Below are 14,754 nucleotides of genomic sequence, written 5' to 3' on the forward strand. Positions count from 1 at the left end.
GCCGCGAAGGACCCGACATGACCGACACCGCCAATTTCAGCCCGCGCGAGATCGTCTCCGAGCTCGACCGCTTCATCGTCGGCCAGCACGACGCCAAGCGCGCCGTCGCCATCGCCCTGCGCAACCGCTGGCGCCGCCAGCAGCTGCCCGAGGTGCTGCGCGAGGAGGTGCTGCCGAAGAACATCCTGATGATCGGGCCGACCGGCGTCGGCAAGACCGAGATCGCGCGCCGCCTGGCGAAGCTGGCCAACGCCCCGTTCCTGAAGGTCGAGGCGACCAAGTTCACCGAGGTCGGCTATGTCGGCCGCGATGTCGAGCAGATCATCCGCGACCTGCTGGAGATCGCGATCAAGATGACCCGCGAGACGCTGCGCAAGGAGGTCGCGGCCAAGGCCGAGATCCGCGCCGAGGAGCGGGTGCTGGACGCGCTGGTGGGCGACAGCGCCTCGGCCGAGACCCGGCAGAAGTTCCGCAAGATGCTGCGCGAGGGCCAGCTGAACGACCGCGAGATCGAGATCCAGGTCGCCGACACCGGCGGCGGGCTGCCGACCTTCGACATCCCGGGCATGCCGGGCGCCCAGATGGGCATGCTCAACCTCAACGACATGTTCGGCAAGGCCTTCGGCAACCGCACCAAGCCGCGCCGCATGACCGTGGTGGAGAGCCACGCCGTCCTGCTGGCCGAGGAATCGGACAAGCTGCTGGACCAGGAGAAGGTGACCGCCGAGGCGATCCACCTGGTCGAGCAGAACGGCATCGTCTTCCTCGACGAGATCGACAAGATCACGGCGCGGTCGGAACGCGGCGGCGCCGATGTCAGCCGCGAGGGCGTTCAGCGCGACCTGCTGCCGCTGATCGAGGGCACCCAGGTGGCGACCAAATACGGCACGGTGCGCACCGACTACATCCTGTTCATCGCCTCGGGCGCCTTCCAGCTGGCCAAGCCGTCCGACCTGCTGCCGGAGCTGCAGGGCCGCCTGCCGATCCGGGTCGAGCTGCAGGCCCTGACCCGCGACGATTTCCGCCGCATCCTGACCGAGCCGGAGCACAGCCTGGTCAAGCAATACACGGCGCTGCTGGGCACCGAGGAGGTGACGCTGGACTTCACCGAGGATGCGATCGACGCCCTCGCCGACCTGGCGGCGGAGGTCAACCGCGCGGTCGAAAACATCGGCGCCCGGCGGCTGCACACGGTGCTGGAGCGCCTGTTGGACGAGGTCAGCTTCACCGCCTCCGACCGGTCCGGCGAGACCGTCAGGATCGACGCGGCCTATGTCCACGACAAGGTCGGGGCGCTGACGAAGAATGCCGATCTGAGCAAGTTCATCCTGTAGGCGCCGGCAAGAGGGGGATCGACATGTCCGCGAGGCGCTTCGGCCCCTATGACCTGACCGTGCTCCTCGACGGCATCTTCGAGGCCCCGAAAGCCGTGCTGATCCATGCCGCCGGCGAGGACTCGCGCCGGCGCCTGATCGACGGCTGGCCCGGCGACAAGATCAGCATCGACGTCAACTGCTATCTGCTGCGGGGAGAGAACGGCGTCTCGCTGATCGATGCCGGCACCGGCGACCATTGGGGCTCGGCGCTCGGCAAGGCGCGCGCGGCCCTGGCGGCGGCCGGGGTGCGCCCGGAAGAGGTCGACCGCGTGCTGCTGACCCATCCTCACGGCGACCACGCCCTCGGCCTGCTCGACGGCGACCAGGCCTGGCTGCCGCGAGCCGAGATCCTGTTCCCGGAAGGGGATTTCGCCTTCTTCAGCGATCCGGCCGTCGCCGAGACCTTTCCGCCGGCCCGGCGCGGCAACTTCAAGACCGTCGCCACCCTGGCCCGGGCCTATGCCGGCCGCCTCCGCACCGTCGCGCCGGGGCCGGTCGACGGCATGCCGGGCGTCGCGGCCGTGCCGCTGCCCGGCCACACGCCTGGGCACAGCGGCTACGTGATCGGCGAGGGCCGGGACGCCCTGCTGATCTGGGCCGATGCCTTCCACCTTGGCGCCCTGCAGGTCGAAGACCCGGAGGCCGGCCTCGAATACGACCTCGATCCGGCGCTGGCCGTGCGAAGCCGCCGCTTCCTGTTGGAAGAGGCGGCGAAGCATGGCTGGCGGGTCACCGGCAGCCATGTCAGCCCGATCGGCCGGATCGAGGCCGGCGACCGGGGCTGGCGGTTTGTCGAAGGCTGAAGCGCGCCTGGATACCCCCTCTCCTGTCATACCCGGGCTTGACCCGGGCATCCAGGGACTGTCGATGCCGCTCTGGGTGGCCCCTGGATCGCCGGGTCAAGCCCGGCGATGACAGCGGGGGGACTACGGATCGCGCCTACTTCGCGTTCAGCAGCTCGGTGACCTTGAGCAGCACGAACTCCTCGTCGTCCTGCCGGTCGACGGCGCGGCCGGAGGAGAAGGGCAGGTTGTTGTCGTTGGCGACGATGATGTGGTCGGCATCGACCCGCGCCACGTTCTCGATGGTGACGAAGGGGAAGCTCAGCATCCCGTCATGCCCGCCCTGGCGCGCGTTGTGCTCCGGGTCCTGGATCGCCAGCAGGTCGATCGAGCCGATCTTGCGCAGGACGCCGTCGGCATCGGCATCCGCCAGGTCGACCACATAGACCCGCTTCAGCTTGGCCGGGGTGGCGAAGCAGTCCGGCTTCGGCTCGCCCTGGCAGGCCTGGGCGGCGTCGCCCTCGCCCTGGTCACGCTCGATGATCAGGCCGCGGGTGCCGCCGATCAGGTTGAAGTCGCCGATCGAGTTGCCGTTGGTCTCGAGCCGGTACTTCCAGGACTTGCCGGTGAACGTCTTCGAAGCGACGTCGAATTCCAGCACGCGGAGCACCTCGCGGCCCTGGGCGTCGGCCTCCGGCGTGGCCTTCGCCGCGTCCCACAGCCCGCCTTCGAGCAACGGGTACAGGGTCTTGCCGTCCTCGGACGCCGCCATGCCCTCGAAGCCCTTGCTGCGGCGCGATTCGAAGGCGACCGGGCCGGGGGCGGCCGGCATGCTGATGTACGGGTTGTCGGGCGAGCGCACCGGCTTGCCGTCGACCACCGTGTCGACCACGGTCAGCACCCGGCCGGCCGCGTCGATCTCGATCAGGAAGGGCCCGAGCTCGTCGCCGAACCAATAGTGGTCGCCGACCAGCTGCACCGATTCGATGTCGAAATCGGCGCCGGTCAGGTAGCGCTCCCTGGTCGCTTCGGTGACGATGCGGAACGGGACCTTCCGGTCCGGGTCGGACAGGAACAGCGTGTTCAGCACCGACACGCGGCCGGTCTGCCAGTCCGGCTTCACCCGGTGCACCATCAGCATCGCGTCCGGCGAGTTGGCCTTGGCGCCGAAGCCGTTGTCGGTGATGACGACGTATTCGCCGTTGCCGACCGGCTTGATGCCGCTGAAGCCCTGCACCGCTTGGCCGACGAAGGGGAACAGCACGTCGGTCTCGCGCACGGCGCCCTTGGCTCCGGTGGTGCCCATGACGCTGAACGGCCGGTCGATCCGGGCCAGGGTCGGGCCGGCGAACTTGGCCGAGGTGGCGAACATCGCCGGCGCATCGGCCGGCGGCGCGGCGAAGGTCATCGCCGGCAGCACGGCATGGCCTTCCAGCACCGCCGGATAGGCCGGCGGCGCCGGGTCGTCGCCCGCCAGGGAACCGGCGGCGGAAAAGGCCAGGACAAGCAACGACGCGGCGGCACTGCGGAACGGAAGCATGTATCCCCCTCTCGAACGGAAAGCGGCGGGAGAGTGGGGGCCGCCGATGACGGCCGGATGACGGCTGTATGAAAGTCTCGGGTCGTCCGCTATGGGCCGGCTACCGCCGCGAGAAGGGCGCCGAGATGCGCCTCGAGGTAGCTCGAAGCGGCGTCCAGCGTGGGCGCCGGGCCGGGCAAAGCGGGCAGAAGGCGCTCGACCGCGATCCAATCCTCGGCATCGGCGGGCCGGGCCTGCAGGAATACCTGCCCCCGGTCGCGGACCACGCGCAGGCAGGCCGTCGGCGAACAGGCATCGGCATGCCCGTCGCCGAAGCTCTGCGGATCATCGCGCCCAGCCACCCAGCGGAATCCGGCGCCCTCCAGAACGGTGCCAAGACGGTGTCTCACCTCGGTGCCGAAAGATGCTGTCATCGGAGTTCCGACGGATGAGGGGCGGCGCCTCAGTTCACCTCCCCCCGCCCGTGTCGTCAAGCCGCCTGTGCCTCCTCCGTCATCCGCGCCACCAGCCGGTCGATCTCGGCCTCGGCGGCCCGCAGCGATTGCTGGATCCGCTCGTCGGCGAACTCGTCGTATTCCGCGGCGATCGACACCGCGTCGGTGACGCCGAGATAGCGGAACACCGTCTGCAGGTGCGGCTCGACATGGTTCAGGCCGGCGATGCGTTCCCCCGGCCCGTAGCCCCAGTCGCCGCGCGCGCTGAACAGCACCGCACGCTTGCCCGACAACATCGGCCAGTACGGCTCGCCCTGCCGGCTGCGGTCGAAGCCGAAAGTGCGGCCGACCCGGACGATGTTGTCGACCCAGGCCTTCATCTGCGCCGGCAGGCCGAAATTGTACATCGGCACCCCGGCGACGATCAGGTCGGCGCGCTCCAGCTCGTCGACCAGCGCATCGCTGACCGCCAGGATCGCGCGCATCTCCGGCGTCCGCCGCTCCGGCTTCGTGAACGCAGCGGCAATCCAGGCCTCGGTCACCGGCGGCGGCGGCTCCAGCCCGACATCGCGGCGGATCACCGTGTCACCCGGCCGGCGGGCCAGCCAGGTCCCTATGAAACGGGCCGACAGGCAGCGCGTGTGCGAGCGGCTGAGACGGGCGCTGGAATCGATGTGCAGGATCGTGGTCATGGCTGAGCTCCGGGCTGTCTTCGAGCCAGGAGATGTGCGCTTTCCAGCTTGCGGACAAAGGCGAATCCCTCATCCTATGGCTGAGGTGAATTCATCTGTTCGGATTGCCATGCGCCGCCTGCCCCCGCTCGCCGCCCTGCGTGCCTTCGAGGCCGCCTCCCGCCATCTCAGCTTCAAGCGCGCCGCCGAGGAGCTGCTGGTGACCCCGACGGCCGTGAGCCATCAGATCCGCCTGCTGGAGGAGACGATGGGGCTGCGGCTGTTCGAGAGGCGCACCCGGCAGGTGGTGATGACCGAGGCGGCGCAGCGCCTGTATCCAGTGCTGCGCGACGGCTTCGACACCTTCGCCCGCACCATCGACGGGCTGTCGGCCAGATCCCGGCCGAGCACCGTGACCCTCACGGCCACCCGCGCCTTCACCGCCCGGCTGCTGGTGCCCCGCGTGGCGTCGCTCCAGGAGCGGCGGCCGGACGTCACGCTGCGCCTGCTGGCCGCTGATGAGCCGGTGGACCTGGCCGCCGGTACCGCCGACCTGGCCATCCGCTATGGCGGCGGCGCCTATCCGGGGCTGCGGTCGGAACTTCTCGGCACCGACCGGCTGGCGCCGGTGGCACACCCCTCGCTCGGCCTCACCGCGCCGGAACAGCTGGCGCAGCACCGGCTGGTGCATTTCGAGTGGCGCGTGCCGCATCCGGAGAAGCCGTCCTGGCCGCGCTGGTTCGCCGCCGCGGGCCTGCCGGAGCAGAGCGCCTCGGCCTTGCACTGCACCGATGAGAGCCACGCCATCCAGGCGGTCGCGGCCGGCGCCGGCGTCGGCCTGCTGAGCCTGACCCTGGTGGCGGCGGAACTGGCAGCCGACACGCTGGTCCAGCCCTTCGGCCCCGCGATCGAGGGCATGGGCTTCCACCTGGTCCGCCGGCCTGGCCCGGAGGATGAGGCGGTGGCAGCGGTCCGGGAGTGGATCCTGGCGGAGTTCGGGACGCCTATTCCTCGCGCCGGCGCTTGAGCACGACGTAGAGTGCGCCGGATCCGCCGTCGCGGGGATGGGCCGGGGTGATGGCCAGGATCTTGTCGCGCAGCGGCCGCTCGTTCAGCCACAACGGCACATTGGCCCGCAGCACGCTGTCGCCGTTCGAGAAGCTGCCCTTGCCGGTGATCACCAGCAGCGTCTTCTTGCCGGCCCGCTGGGCCGCGGCGACGAAGCCGATCAGCGCGTCATGCGCCTCGATCTGGCGCATGCCGTGCAGGTCGAGCCGGCCCTCGATCTCCTGCTTGCCGCGGCGCAGCCGGTCGGCCCGGTGGCCATCGATGCCGGTCAGGTCGCCGGATCGCAGCCGCTTCGGCGCGGCCGCAGGCCCGGTCGGCTTCGGCACGGCCGCAGCCGGGCGCTGGCCGGGCGGTGCCGGCCGCGGCGGCGGGGACGGAGCTGGTTCAGGCGGAGGTGGCGGAGGGGATGCAGTGTCGTGCGGCCGCAGCGGCGCAACATCCTGCGTCACGAGTCGCCACAGGCGGCGCTCTTCCTCGCTCGGTTTGCGGGTCTTGGCCATGCCGGATCAGCGGTCGCCACCCTCGGCCGAACGGCCGCGGCCCGGACAGGGCCGGGCCGGACAGGTCAGGATCGCCAGCATCGGCGGGTCAGTTGGGTTCGCGGGTCTCGACCAGCGCCCAGTTCGGGTCGGTGGCACGAGTGTTGCGGGCGAAGGTCCAGATGTCGGTGACCTCGACGGTCTGGTCCGGGCTGCCCTCGATCACCTTGCCATCGGCGTCACGCAGCACGGTCTTCTGGCGCGAGGCCAAGCGCACGGTGACGAAGGCGGTGCGGCCGTCCATCCGGGCATCGACGATCTCGGCCCGGTCGACCGATTCCACCGTCTCCTCCAGCGTGTGGCCAGCGGCCAGGCGATCGCGGATCGCGGCGCTGAACTCGTCATACAGCTCGTCGGACAGCAGCGGCCGCAGCGTCGCGGTGTCGCCGCGGGCGAACGCCTCGACGATCATCTTGAAGGCCGCACGGGAGCCTCCGACGAAGCTGCTCTCGCTGAAGCTGCGGTCGGCGATCTTGATCTGGGTCAGCCCGCTGGCAGGGCCGGCCTCGCCATTGCCGGCGGCGCGCGGCCGCTCCGGCATGCTGACGACGTTGTCGGGGTTGCGGGCCTCGGGCCGCGTCGGCTGCTGGGCGATCGGGTTCGGGCGCCGCTGCTCGGTCCCCGTCCGCCGGCCGAGCACGCTGCGCAGCCGCAGAATCAGGAACCCGGCGATCACCGCCAGAACCAGGATATCGAGGAAAGAGCCTTCGCCCATCGCTCCCTTCACTTGTCGCGCGCCCACGCCGGCGCCGAATGCATCGCTCTGGACCCGGGCGCCGCGCGACACTACCTCTTGGTCGGCCCGTCCGGATGAAGCAAACATTCGGCGGACAGCCGTCCAGGCCAGGATGCGCGGTCAGGAACGACGCCTGCCCCGACAGATAGGCTGCCGACCCCCAAACGGCAAGGGAAACCGATGCCCCTCCTCGCCCTGCTGCTTCTTGTCCCGCTCCTGGCCGAGATCACGGTGTTCATCGTGGTCGGCCGCTGGATCGGCGTGCTCGCCACCCTGGTGCTGTTCGTCGCCATCGGCATCATCGGCTCACTGCTGCTGAAGCGGCAGGGGATGCGCGCGCTGCGCGAGATGCAGGCGGCGCTGGCCCGCGGCGAGCCGCCGGCCGAGCCGGTCGCGCATGCCGCCCTGCTGGTGCTGGCAGCGCTGCTGCTGATCTTCCCCGGCTTCCTCAGCGACCTGATGGCGCTGCCGCTGCTGCTGCCGCCGGTCCGGCGCATGCTGATCCGCTGGCTCGGCGTACAGGCCAAGCGGCGCGGCGGCTTCACCGTCTGGCCCGGCGGGCGCGGCCCCGGCGGACAGGGCACGGTGATCGACGCCGACTACACCGAGGTGAAGCCCGAGGGCGGCCGCGACCCATCCTTGCCGAAGATCGAGGAATCGCGCTGGCGCGGCCCGGACGACGGGGATGGACAACGCCGATCCTGAGGGACCGTTTGGAAATGCGCTGGCGTGAGTCGGATGGCGGTGGCTTCGAGAACCGGCGCGCAGCGGACGTTTGGGTCCGTGAGCACCGGAAGCGGAGAAACCGCCGTCAGACGGCCGCACCAGTAGCATTTACAGATGGTCTCTGACCGGCACCCCTGGGTTGTAGCCGCAACGGGTTCCGTGCTAGCGAGACCCGCGTCATTAGCCGGCCAGCCGAGCCAGAGTTTCCAGGGAGAGTTTTCATGTCGGACGTCAACCAGCAGCCCGACGACGCCCAGCAGCTGCAGCCCTCGCTGCAGATCTCGGCGCAGTACGTCAAGGACCTGTCCTTCGAGAATCCGAACGCGCCGCGCAGCCTGACCCAGCAGGCGACGCCGCCGCAGGTCACGGTCAATGTCGACGTCCGCACCCAGCAGCTGGCTGAGAACGCCTTCGAGGTGGTGCTGCACATCAAGGCCGAGGCCAAGACCGGCGACGCCGCCACCTTCCTGTGCGAGCTGAGCTATGGCGGCGTGGTCACGCTGGCCAATGTGACCAAGGAGCAGACGGCACCGCTGCTGCTGATCGAGGCGCCGCGCCTGCTGTTCCCCTTCGCCCGGTCGGTCATCGCCGAGGCGACCCGCAACGGCGGCTTCCCGCCGCTGCTGATCCAGCCGATCGACTTCACCGAGCTGTTCCGCCGCCAGCTGGCCGCCCTGCGCGCCCGCTCCGATGCCGAGGGCCAGCCCAGCGTGAACTAAGGGTTCGCCCTCTCTGTCTGTCATTGCCGGGCTTGACCCGGCAATCCAGAAGGTCTCGACAGTCTCTGGATGCCCGGGTCAAGCCCGGGCATGACATTTTTAGGGATGAGGCCTTCACACTTCCTTCAGCCACAACGGGTCGGTCAGTCCCTGGATGAAGGCGAGATGGGCGGCCAGCTCCTCCGCCGTCGGGGCGTGCGGCCGGGCCGGCCGGGCGATCCGCTCGACCACCACGGTGGTCTCGGTGATCTCGACCGTCGTGGTGATGGCCAAGCCCGGCTCGCGGCCGCCGCACATCTCCAGCCAGACCTCGGCCAGCAGCTGGGCGTCCAGCAGCGCCCCGTGCAGCGTGCGGCCGGAATTGTCGATGCCGAAGCGGCGGCACAGCGCGTCGAGCGAGGCCTGGGCGCCGGGCCAGCGCCGCCGGGCCAGTGCCACCGTGTCGATCGACCGCGCCATCGGGATCGGCGGCAGGCCGAGCCGGCCGAGCTCCATGTTCAGGAAGCTCATGTCGAATTGGGCGTTGTGGATCACCAGCTTGGCGTCGCCGATGAAGTCCAGGAACGCGCCGGCGACCTCGGCGAAGACCGGCTTGTCGGCCAGGAACTCGTCAGTCAGCCCGTGTATCCGCTGGGCCTCCATCGGCACCAGCCGCTCGGGGTTGATGTAGACATGATGGTGCCGGCCGGTCGGCACGTGGTTGATCATCTCGACCCCGCCGATCTCGACCAGGCGGTCGCCGCCCAGCGCATTCAGGCCGGTGGTTTCGGTGTCCAGGACGATCTCGCGCATCACACCACCTTCAATGAGGGCCGCCAGCGCCGCCCCGGCCGGGCCAGCGTCCGCCGCCGCAGCGCCCGCAGGGCCAGCCGCGTCGGCCGGCGGCCCAGGCCGGTCGGCACCACCCAATCCGCCCGGCGCCGCTTCTCGCGGTCGGGCATCTGCGCCGCCAGGATGGCGGCGAATTTCCCAGGCGTCATCCCAGGCCGGGACAGCACCCGCTGGCGCTGGATCAGCCGCGGCGCGCTGACCACTGCGACGGCGTCGCAGAAGCGCTCGCCGCCGGTCTCGAACAACAGCGGGATGTCGAGCACCACCAGCTTGTCGCCGCGCCGCCCGGCCTGCTGCAGGAAACGGCGCATGCGGCGCCGCACCAGCGGGTGCAGGATCGCCTCCAGCCGGCGCAGCGCCTGCGGCTGTCCGAACACCAGCGCGCCCAGCGCCTTGCGGTCGACGGCACCGTCGCGCACCGCCTCCGGGAAGGCCTGCGCCACCGCCGGCACAGCGGCGCCGCCGCGACGCATCAGGTCGTGCACCGCGGCGTCGGCGTCGTGCACGGCGATGCCGTCGCGCCGAAACATTGCCGCCGCTGTCGACTTGCCCATGCCGATCGAGCCGGTCAGGCCCAGAATCCTCACGCTCAGGCTCCCAGCACCGCGGCCCGCAGCGCGGAATCGACCACCGGTGCCACCCCGAACCAGGCCTCGAAGCCCGGCCGGGCCTGGTGCAGCAGCATGCCGACGCCATCGACCACCGGATTGCCCCGAGCCTTTGCTGCGGCCAGCAGCGGCGTCTCCAGCGGCACATAGACGATGTCGTTGACCAGCGCATCCGCCGGCAGCGCGTCGAGCGCCAGGTCCAGCGCCGGGCGGCCGACCATGCCCTCGGTCGTGGTGTTGACCAGCAGGGCGGCGCCGTCCAGCGCTACGGCCCGGTCGTCCCAGTCGACCACGGTGATCGGGCCGCCCAGCTCCGCCGCCAGGGTCTCGGCCCGCGCCCGGGTGCGGTTGGCCAGGCGGATTTCGGGCGCGCCGGCATCTGTAAGAGCGATGATCACGGCCCGGGCCGCGCCGCCCGCGCCGACCACCACCGCCGGGCCGCGGCCAGCCGACCAGCCGGGCGCACCGGCCTGGAGATTGGCCAGGAAGCCGAAGCCGTCGGTGTTGGTGCCGAACAGGCTGCCATCCTCGCGCACCACGATGGTGTTGACCGCGGCGATGCGCCGGGCCAGCGGGTCGAGCTCGTCGACCAGCGCCATCGCCGCCTCCTTGTGCGGCACGGTGACATTGCAGCCGCGGAAGCCCAACGCCGCGAGGCCGCGCAAGGCCGCCTCCAGCCGCTCCGGCGCCACCGCCATCGGCACATAGGCGCCGTCGATCCGGTAACGGGCCAGCCAGTGGCCATGCAGCTGGGGCGAGCGGGAATGCCCGACCGGCCAGCCGATCACCCCGGCCAGGCGGCCTTTCGCGGTCAAGGTCACGACGGCAGCACCCCGTGGTCGCGCAGGAAGCCGAGCAGCGGCAGCAGCGGCAGGCCCAGCACGGTGAAATGGTCGCCTTCGACCTTGGCGAAGAGCTGCGCGCCGCGGCCCTCCAGCTGATAGCCGCCGACCGAGGACAGCACCGTGTCGCCGACGGCGTCGAGATAGGTCTCGAGGAAGAGGTGGCTGAACGACCGCATGGTCAGCTTCGCCCGGTCGGTCGCGTGCCACACCCTCTGGCCATCGCGCACTGCCACCGCGGTCGAGGTCAGGGTGTGGACCCGCCCGCGCAGCGCCAGCAGCTGGTCGCGGGCCGCTGCCCGGTCCACCGGCTTGTCGTACCAGACGCCCTCGCAATCCAGCATCTGGTCGGCGCCGATCACCAGGGCCCCTGGATGACGCCGCGACGCCCGCTGCGCCTTCAGCACCGCCAGCGCCTCGGCCACATCCGCAGGGGACGCGCCCTCGGCCCGCATCGAGGCCTTGACCTCGCCTTCGTCGATCGCGGCAGGACTGACGGTGACAGCAACGCCGGCGGCCTCGAGCATCGCCCGGCGCGTGGCGCTGCCGGAGGCCAGGACCACCGTGCTCATTCTCCGGGAATCCCCGCGCTGCGCCCCCGGCGGGCCAGCAGCGACAGGATCTCCGCCGCCGTCTCCTCGATCGCACGGCGGGTGACGTCCAGCACCGGCCAGCGGTGCTTGGCGAAATAGCGCCGGGCCTCCGCCACCTCCGACCGCACCTGCTCGGGGTCGACATAATCGGTGGTCTGGGCCTGGTTCAGCATCTGCATGCGGTTGCGGCGCAGCTGGATCAGCCGCTCCGGGTCCTTGGTCAGTCCGACGATCAGCGGCCGGCTGACCTTGTGCAGGTCGTCCGGCAGCGGCAGGCCGGGGACGAAGGGGACATTCGCCGCCTTCACCCCGCGATTGGCCAGATAGAGGCAGGTCGGCGTCTTTGAGGTGCGCGAAACGCCGACCAGGATGACGTCGGCCTGGTGAAAGTCGACCGTCAGGTGGCCGTCATCATGCGCCAGCGCGTAGTCCATCGCCTCGATGCGGTGGAAATAGGCGGCGTCCATCGCGTGCTGCCGGCCCGGCCGACCGTGCCCCGCCATGCCGAGCTGCTGCGCCAGCGCCCCCATGATCGGGTCGAGCACCGAGATGCAGGGCACGCCGAGCGTGCCGCACACATCCATCAGCCGGTGGCGCAGCCCGTCATCGACCAGGGTGAAGACGACGACGCCGGGATGGTCGCGGATCTCCTCCACCACCATGTCGAGCTGACGGTTGGTTCGCACCAGGTTCCAGAAGTGCTCGATCGGCTCGGCGCCCTCGAACTGCGCGAGGCAGGCCCGGGCGACGCTATGAATGGTGTCGCCGGTCGAGTCCGAAACGAGATGTAGGTGGAACGTCTTCGTCTGCGCCATGTCCCTCTTTTATCCCGGAGGCATGGGGATTGTCTGTGGGCAAATTGGGGATGGAACCCGGATTCATGAGGCTTGACGCGATCTGTGCCCGCTTGCCGATGAGTCGTCGACTCTTCCATCCGGCTGGGGACGAGACTCCCGGCCTCCGCGTGTCAGCGGCGAGGCCGGACGATGCGACCCCGAGTCCTCCCGCCCGTTATGGACAGGGGCGATGGCGAGGGTGTAGCGAGTCGGGCGCGTCTTCCCCGCTTTCCACAGGGAGGAGCGCGCCGGCCGGCAAAACCTGTGGATGGATTGGGGAAGAGTCACAATCCCCGTTATCCACAGGCATCCACTACATCCTCAAATACTAAGGATTCTTTCTAATGGATAAGGATGGGCAGAGCCGGGAAACACCGTCCGCGACGCCGGCAAAGCCGTTCCTGCGCGCCCTGGCTGGCGAGACCCTGGCCCGGCCGCCGGTCTGGCTGATGCGCCAGGCCGGGCGCTATCTGCCCGAGTACCGCGCACTCCGGGCTCAGGCCGGCAGCTTTCTCGACCTCTGCTACAACCCCGAGCTGGCCGCCGAGGTGACGCTGCAGCCGATCCGCCGCTATGGGCTGGACGCGGCGATCCTGTTCTCGGACATCCTGGTGGTGCCGCACGCGCTGGGCCAGGCGCTGGACTATGTCGAGGGTGAAGGCCCGAAGCTGGAGCCGGTGACCGACGCGGCCGGCATCGCCCGCCTGTCCGCCGGCAGGCTGCACGAGGTGCTGGGGCCGGTCTACGAGACCGTCGGGCGGGTGGCTGCGGCCCTCCCCCCCGAGACCGCGCTGATCGGCTTCGCGGGCGCCCCCTGGACCGTGGCGACCTATATGGTCGAAGGCGGCGGCAGCAAGGAATACGGTGTGGTCAAGCGCCTGGCCTATGGCGAACCCGAGACCTTCGGCCGGCTGATCGACCTGCTGGTCGAGGCCACCGTCGCTTATCTGCTGCGCCAGGTCGCCGCCGGGGTTCACGCCGTGCAGTTGTTCGACAGCTGGGCCGGGGTGCTGCCGGAGGCGGAGTTCGAGCGCTGGGTGATCGCGCCGACCAGGCGCATCGTCGATGCGGTGCGGGCCGCGGCGCCCGGGGTGCCGATCATCGGCTTCCCGCGCGGCGCCGGGCTGCTGTATGAGCGCTATCTCGCCGGCACCGGCGTGGATGCGGTCGGGCTGGACACCACCGTGCCGCCGGGCTGGGCGGCGAAGGCGCTGCAGCCCAAGGCCGCGGTGCAGGGCAATCTCGACCCGGTCCTGCTGCTGACCGGCGGCGAACCGATGATCAGGGCCGCCGATGCGATCACGGCGGCGCTGGACGGCGGCCCCTTCGTGTTCAATCTCGGCCATGGCGTGCTGCAGAAGACGCCGCCGGAGCATGTCGCCGCCCTGGTCCGGCATCTGCGGGGAGACCGGGGATGAGCCGTCGGATCGCCGTCGTCCTGTTCAACCTGGGCGGTCCCGACAATCCGGACGCGATCCGGCCCTTCCTGTTCAACCTGTTCGCCGACCCGGCGATCATCCGCATCCCGAACCCGGCGCGGGTCATCCTGGCCTGGGCGATCGCCAAAAAACGGACCCGTCTGGCCAAGGACATCTATGCCGAGATCGGCGGCGGCTCGCCGCTGCTGCCCAACACCGAGGCCCAGGCCCGGGCGCTGGAGGCGGAACTGGCCGACCTCGGCGAGGTGAAGACATTCATCGCCATGCGCTACTGGCACCCGATGAGCCAGGAGACGGCGATGCTGGTAAAGGACTTCGCCCCGGACGAGGTGATCCTGCTGCCGCTGTACCCGCAATTCTCGACGACCACGACCGCGTCGTCGCTACGGGTGTGGCGGGACGCCTGCAAGATCGCCCGGCTGGATGTGCCGACGCGGGCCGTGTGCTGCTATCCGACCGAGCACCGCTTCATCGCCGCCATGGCCGCCGGGCTGCGCACGGCGCATGAGGACGCGGCGCGCCACGGCCGGCCGCGGGTGCTGTTCTCCGCCCACGGCCTGCCGGAGAAGATCGTCAAGGCCGGCGACCCCTATCAATGGCAGTGCGAGCGGACCGCGGCGGCCCTCGCCGAGGCCTCCGGCATCCCGGATCTCGACTGGGTCTCGACCTATCAGAGCCGGGTCGGCCGGCTGAAATGGATCGAGCCGTCGACCGAGGCGGTGATCCATGAGGCGGCGCATGCCAAGCGGCCGATCGTGGTGGTGCCGATCGCCTTCGTCTCCGAGCATTCCGAGACGCTGGTCGAGCTCGACATCGAATACCGCAAGCTGGCTGACGAATCGGGCGCGCCGTGCTACCTGCGGGTACCCACTGTCGGTGCGGATGAGGGCTTCATCGCCGGCCTGGCGGATCTGGTGCGGGCCGGCCATCGCCGCGGCACCGCCTGTGAGGCCGGGGATGGCGGCCGGATCTGCCCGGCGGCGTTCTCGGGGTGTCCCAGCAAGGCGGCTTGAG

The 14,754-nt window shown here is 70.3% G+C and carries 17 protein-coding genes; 7 read left to right on the top strand and 10 right to left on the bottom strand.

Annotated features, from left to right (window positions below; translation table 11 throughout):
• Positions 1-17: 17 nt before the first annotated feature.
• Both hslU and aidB read left to right on the top strand, forming a co-directional pair.
• The gene (gene hslU / locus QFZ27_RS04630) at positions 18-1,334 is read left to right on the top strand and encodes an ATP-dependent protease ATPase subunit HslU (protein ID WP_429224917.1); all 1,317 of its coding nucleotides are present in this window, start codon (positions 18-20) and stop codon (positions 1,332-1,334) included.
• Positions 1,335-1,357: 23 nt separating this feature from the next.
• On the top strand, positions 1,358-2,179 hold the full coding sequence (gene aidB, locus QFZ27_RS04635) for an AidB family quorum-quenching N-acyl homoserine lactonase (protein WP_429224918.1): 822 nt from the start codon (positions 1,358-1,360) through the stop codon (positions 2,177-2,179).
• Between the two features lie 136 nt (positions 2,180-2,315).
• Here the strand turns inward: aidB and QFZ27_RS04640 are convergent, their stop codons facing one another.
• From QFZ27_RS04640 to QFZ27_RS04650, 3 genes are all read right to left on the bottom strand, one after another.
• Positions 2,316-3,698, bottom strand: coding sequence for an esterase-like activity of phytase family protein (locus QFZ27_RS04640; protein WP_429224919.1), 1,383 nt, complete (start codon positions 3,696-3,698; stop codon positions 2,316-2,318).
• An 89-nt stretch (positions 3,699-3,787) separates the two neighbouring features.
• The gene (locus QFZ27_RS04645; protein ID WP_429224920.1) at positions 3,788-4,039 is read right to left on the bottom strand and encodes a hypothetical protein; all 252 of its coding nucleotides are present in this window, start codon (positions 4,037-4,039) and stop codon (positions 3,788-3,790) included.
• A 128-nt stretch (positions 4,040-4,167) separates the two neighbouring features.
• On the bottom strand, positions 4,168-4,824 hold the full coding sequence (locus QFZ27_RS04650) for an FMN-dependent NADH-azoreductase (RefSeq protein ID WP_429224921.1): 657 nt from the start codon (positions 4,822-4,824) through the stop codon (positions 4,168-4,170).
• A gap of 109 nt (positions 4,825-4,933) precedes the next feature.
• Between QFZ27_RS04650 and QFZ27_RS04655 the strand changes: the two genes are divergently transcribed.
• Positions 4,934-5,830 carry a LysR substrate-binding domain-containing protein gene (locus QFZ27_RS04655; RefSeq protein WP_429224922.1) on the top strand — a complete coding sequence of 299 codons (897 nt, stop codon included), beginning with the start codon at positions 4,934-4,936 and terminating at the stop codon, positions 5,828-5,830.
• Here QFZ27_RS04655 and QFZ27_RS04660 read toward each other — a convergent pair.
• The gene (locus tag QFZ27_RS04660) at positions 5,808-6,197 is read right to left on the bottom strand and encodes a Smr/MutS family protein (RefSeq protein WP_429224923.1); all 390 of its coding nucleotides are present in this window, start codon (positions 6,195-6,197) and stop codon (positions 5,808-5,810) included. The genes QFZ27_RS04655 and QFZ27_RS04660 overlap by 23 nt on opposite strands.
• Before the next feature lie 262 nt (positions 6,198-6,459).
• Entirely contained in the window at positions 6,460-7,125 is a 666-nt protein-coding gene (locus QFZ27_RS04665; RefSeq protein ID WP_429224924.1) for a Tim44/TimA family putative adaptor protein, read from the bottom strand.
• A 201-nt stretch (positions 7,126-7,326) separates the two neighbouring features.
• On the opposite strand from QFZ27_RS04665, the gene QFZ27_RS04670 reads away from it, so the two are divergent.
• Both QFZ27_RS04670 and secB read left to right on the top strand, forming a co-directional pair.
• Positions 7,327-7,851, top strand: coding sequence for an FxsA family protein (locus tag QFZ27_RS04670; RefSeq protein ID WP_429224925.1), 525 nt, complete (start codon positions 7,327-7,329; stop codon positions 7,849-7,851).
• A 242-nt stretch (positions 7,852-8,093) separates the two neighbouring features.
• Positions 8,094-8,591 (top strand): protein-export chaperone SecB, encoded by a 498-nt coding sequence (gene secB, locus QFZ27_RS04675; RefSeq protein ID WP_429224926.1) that lies wholly within the window; start codon positions 8,094-8,096, stop codon positions 8,589-8,591.
• A 114-nt stretch (positions 8,592-8,705) separates the two neighbouring features.
• Here the strand turns inward: secB and dnaQ are convergent, their stop codons facing one another.
• The 5 genes from dnaQ to QFZ27_RS04700 are packed head-to-tail and all read right to left on the bottom strand — an operon-like array spanning position 8,706 to position 12,280.
• Positions 8,706-9,383 (bottom strand): DNA polymerase III subunit epsilon, encoded by a 678-nt coding sequence (gene dnaQ / locus QFZ27_RS04680; RefSeq protein ID WP_429224927.1) that lies wholly within the window; start codon positions 9,381-9,383, stop codon positions 8,706-8,708.
• Positions 9,383-10,009, bottom strand: coding sequence for a dephospho-CoA kinase (gene coaE, locus QFZ27_RS04685; protein WP_429224928.1), 627 nt, complete (start codon positions 10,007-10,009; stop codon positions 9,383-9,385). The genes dnaQ and coaE overlap by 1 nt, the downstream gene beginning before the upstream one ends.
• 2 nt (positions 10,010-10,011) lie before the next feature.
• Positions 10,012-10,851 carry a shikimate dehydrogenase gene (locus QFZ27_RS04690; protein WP_429224929.1) on the bottom strand — a complete coding sequence of 280 codons (840 nt, stop codon included), beginning with the start codon at positions 10,849-10,851 and terminating at the stop codon, positions 10,012-10,014.
• A complete protein-coding gene (locus QFZ27_RS04695) occupies positions 10,848-11,444 on the bottom strand; it encodes a Maf family protein (RefSeq protein WP_429224930.1) in 597 nt (198 codons plus the stop codon). The genes QFZ27_RS04690 and QFZ27_RS04695 overlap by 4 nt, the downstream gene beginning before the upstream one ends.
• Positions 11,441-12,280: a pyruvate, water dikinase regulatory protein gene (locus QFZ27_RS04700; protein WP_429224931.1), complete on the bottom strand. Its 840-nt coding sequence runs from the start codon at positions 12,278-12,280 to the stop codon at positions 11,441-11,443. The genes QFZ27_RS04695 and QFZ27_RS04700 overlap by 4 nt, the downstream gene beginning before the upstream one ends.
• Before the next feature lie 365 nt (positions 12,281-12,645).
• Between QFZ27_RS04700 and hemE the strand changes: the two genes are divergently transcribed.
• Both hemE and hemH read left to right on the top strand, forming a co-directional pair.
• Entirely contained in the window at positions 12,646-13,719 is a 1,074-nt protein-coding gene (hemE, locus tag QFZ27_RS04705) for a uroporphyrinogen decarboxylase (protein WP_429224932.1), read from the top strand.
• Entirely contained in the window at positions 13,716-14,753 is a 1,038-nt protein-coding gene (gene hemH, locus QFZ27_RS04710; protein WP_429224933.1) for a ferrochelatase, read from the top strand. Before hemE ends, hemH begins: the two co-directional genes overlap by 4 nt.
• Position 14,754: the final 1 nt, after the last annotated feature.

The sequence above is a fragment of the Inquilinus ginsengisoli genome (genome assembly GCF_050434925.1).
Taxonomy (GTDB): domain Bacteria; phylum Pseudomonadota; class Alphaproteobacteria; order DSM-16000; family Inquilinaceae; genus Inquilinus; species Inquilinus ginsengisoli_B.

What these genes read in the sequence shown, in the direction of transcription:
- hslU (WP_429224917.1), top strand. Translation starts at nt 18, where the DNA reads ATGACCGACACCGCCAATTTCAGCCCGCGCGAGATCGTCTCCGAGCTC.
- aidB (WP_429224918.1), top strand. Translation starts at nt 1,358, where the DNA reads ATGTCCGCGAGGCGCTTCGGCCCCTATGACCTGACCGTGCTCCTCGAC.
- QFZ27_RS04640 (WP_429224919.1), bottom strand. Translation starts at nt 3,698, where the DNA reads ATGCTTCCGTTCCGCAGTGCCGCCGCGTCGTTGCTTGTCCTGGCCTTT.
- QFZ27_RS04650 (WP_429224921.1), bottom strand. Translation starts at nt 4,824, where the DNA reads ATGACCACGATCCTGCACATCGATTCCAGCGCCCGTCTCAGCCGCTCG.
- QFZ27_RS04655 (WP_429224922.1), top strand. Translation starts at nt 4,934, where the DNA reads ATGCGCCGCCTGCCCCCGCTCGCCGCCCTGCGTGCCTTCGAGGCCGCC.
- QFZ27_RS04665 (WP_429224924.1), bottom strand. Translation starts at nt 7,125, where the DNA reads ATGGGCGAAGGCTCTTTCCTCGATATCCTGGTTCTGGCGGTGATCGCC.
- QFZ27_RS04670 (WP_429224925.1), top strand. Translation starts at nt 7,327, where the DNA reads ATGCCCCTCCTCGCCCTGCTGCTTCTTGTCCCGCTCCTGGCCGAGATC.
- secB (WP_429224926.1), top strand. Translation starts at nt 8,094, where the DNA reads ATGTCGGACGTCAACCAGCAGCCCGACGACGCCCAGCAGCTGCAGCCC.
- dnaQ (WP_429224927.1), bottom strand. Translation starts at nt 9,383, where the DNA reads ATGCGCGAGATCGTCCTGGACACCGAAACCACCGGCCTGAATGCGCTG.
- QFZ27_RS04695 (WP_429224930.1), bottom strand. Translation starts at nt 11,444, where the DNA reads ATGAGCACGGTGGTCCTGGCCTCCGGCAGCGCCACGCGCCGGGCGATG.
- QFZ27_RS04700 (WP_429224931.1), bottom strand. Translation starts at nt 12,280, where the DNA reads ATGGCGCAGACGAAGACGTTCCACCTACATCTCGTTTCGGACTCGACC.
- hemE (WP_429224932.1), top strand. Translation starts at nt 12,646, where the DNA reads ATGGATAAGGATGGGCAGAGCCGGGAAACACCGTCCGCGACGCCGGCA.
- hemH (WP_429224933.1), top strand. Translation starts at nt 13,716, where the DNA reads ATGAGCCGTCGGATCGCCGTCGTCCTGTTCAACCTGGGCGGTCCCGAC.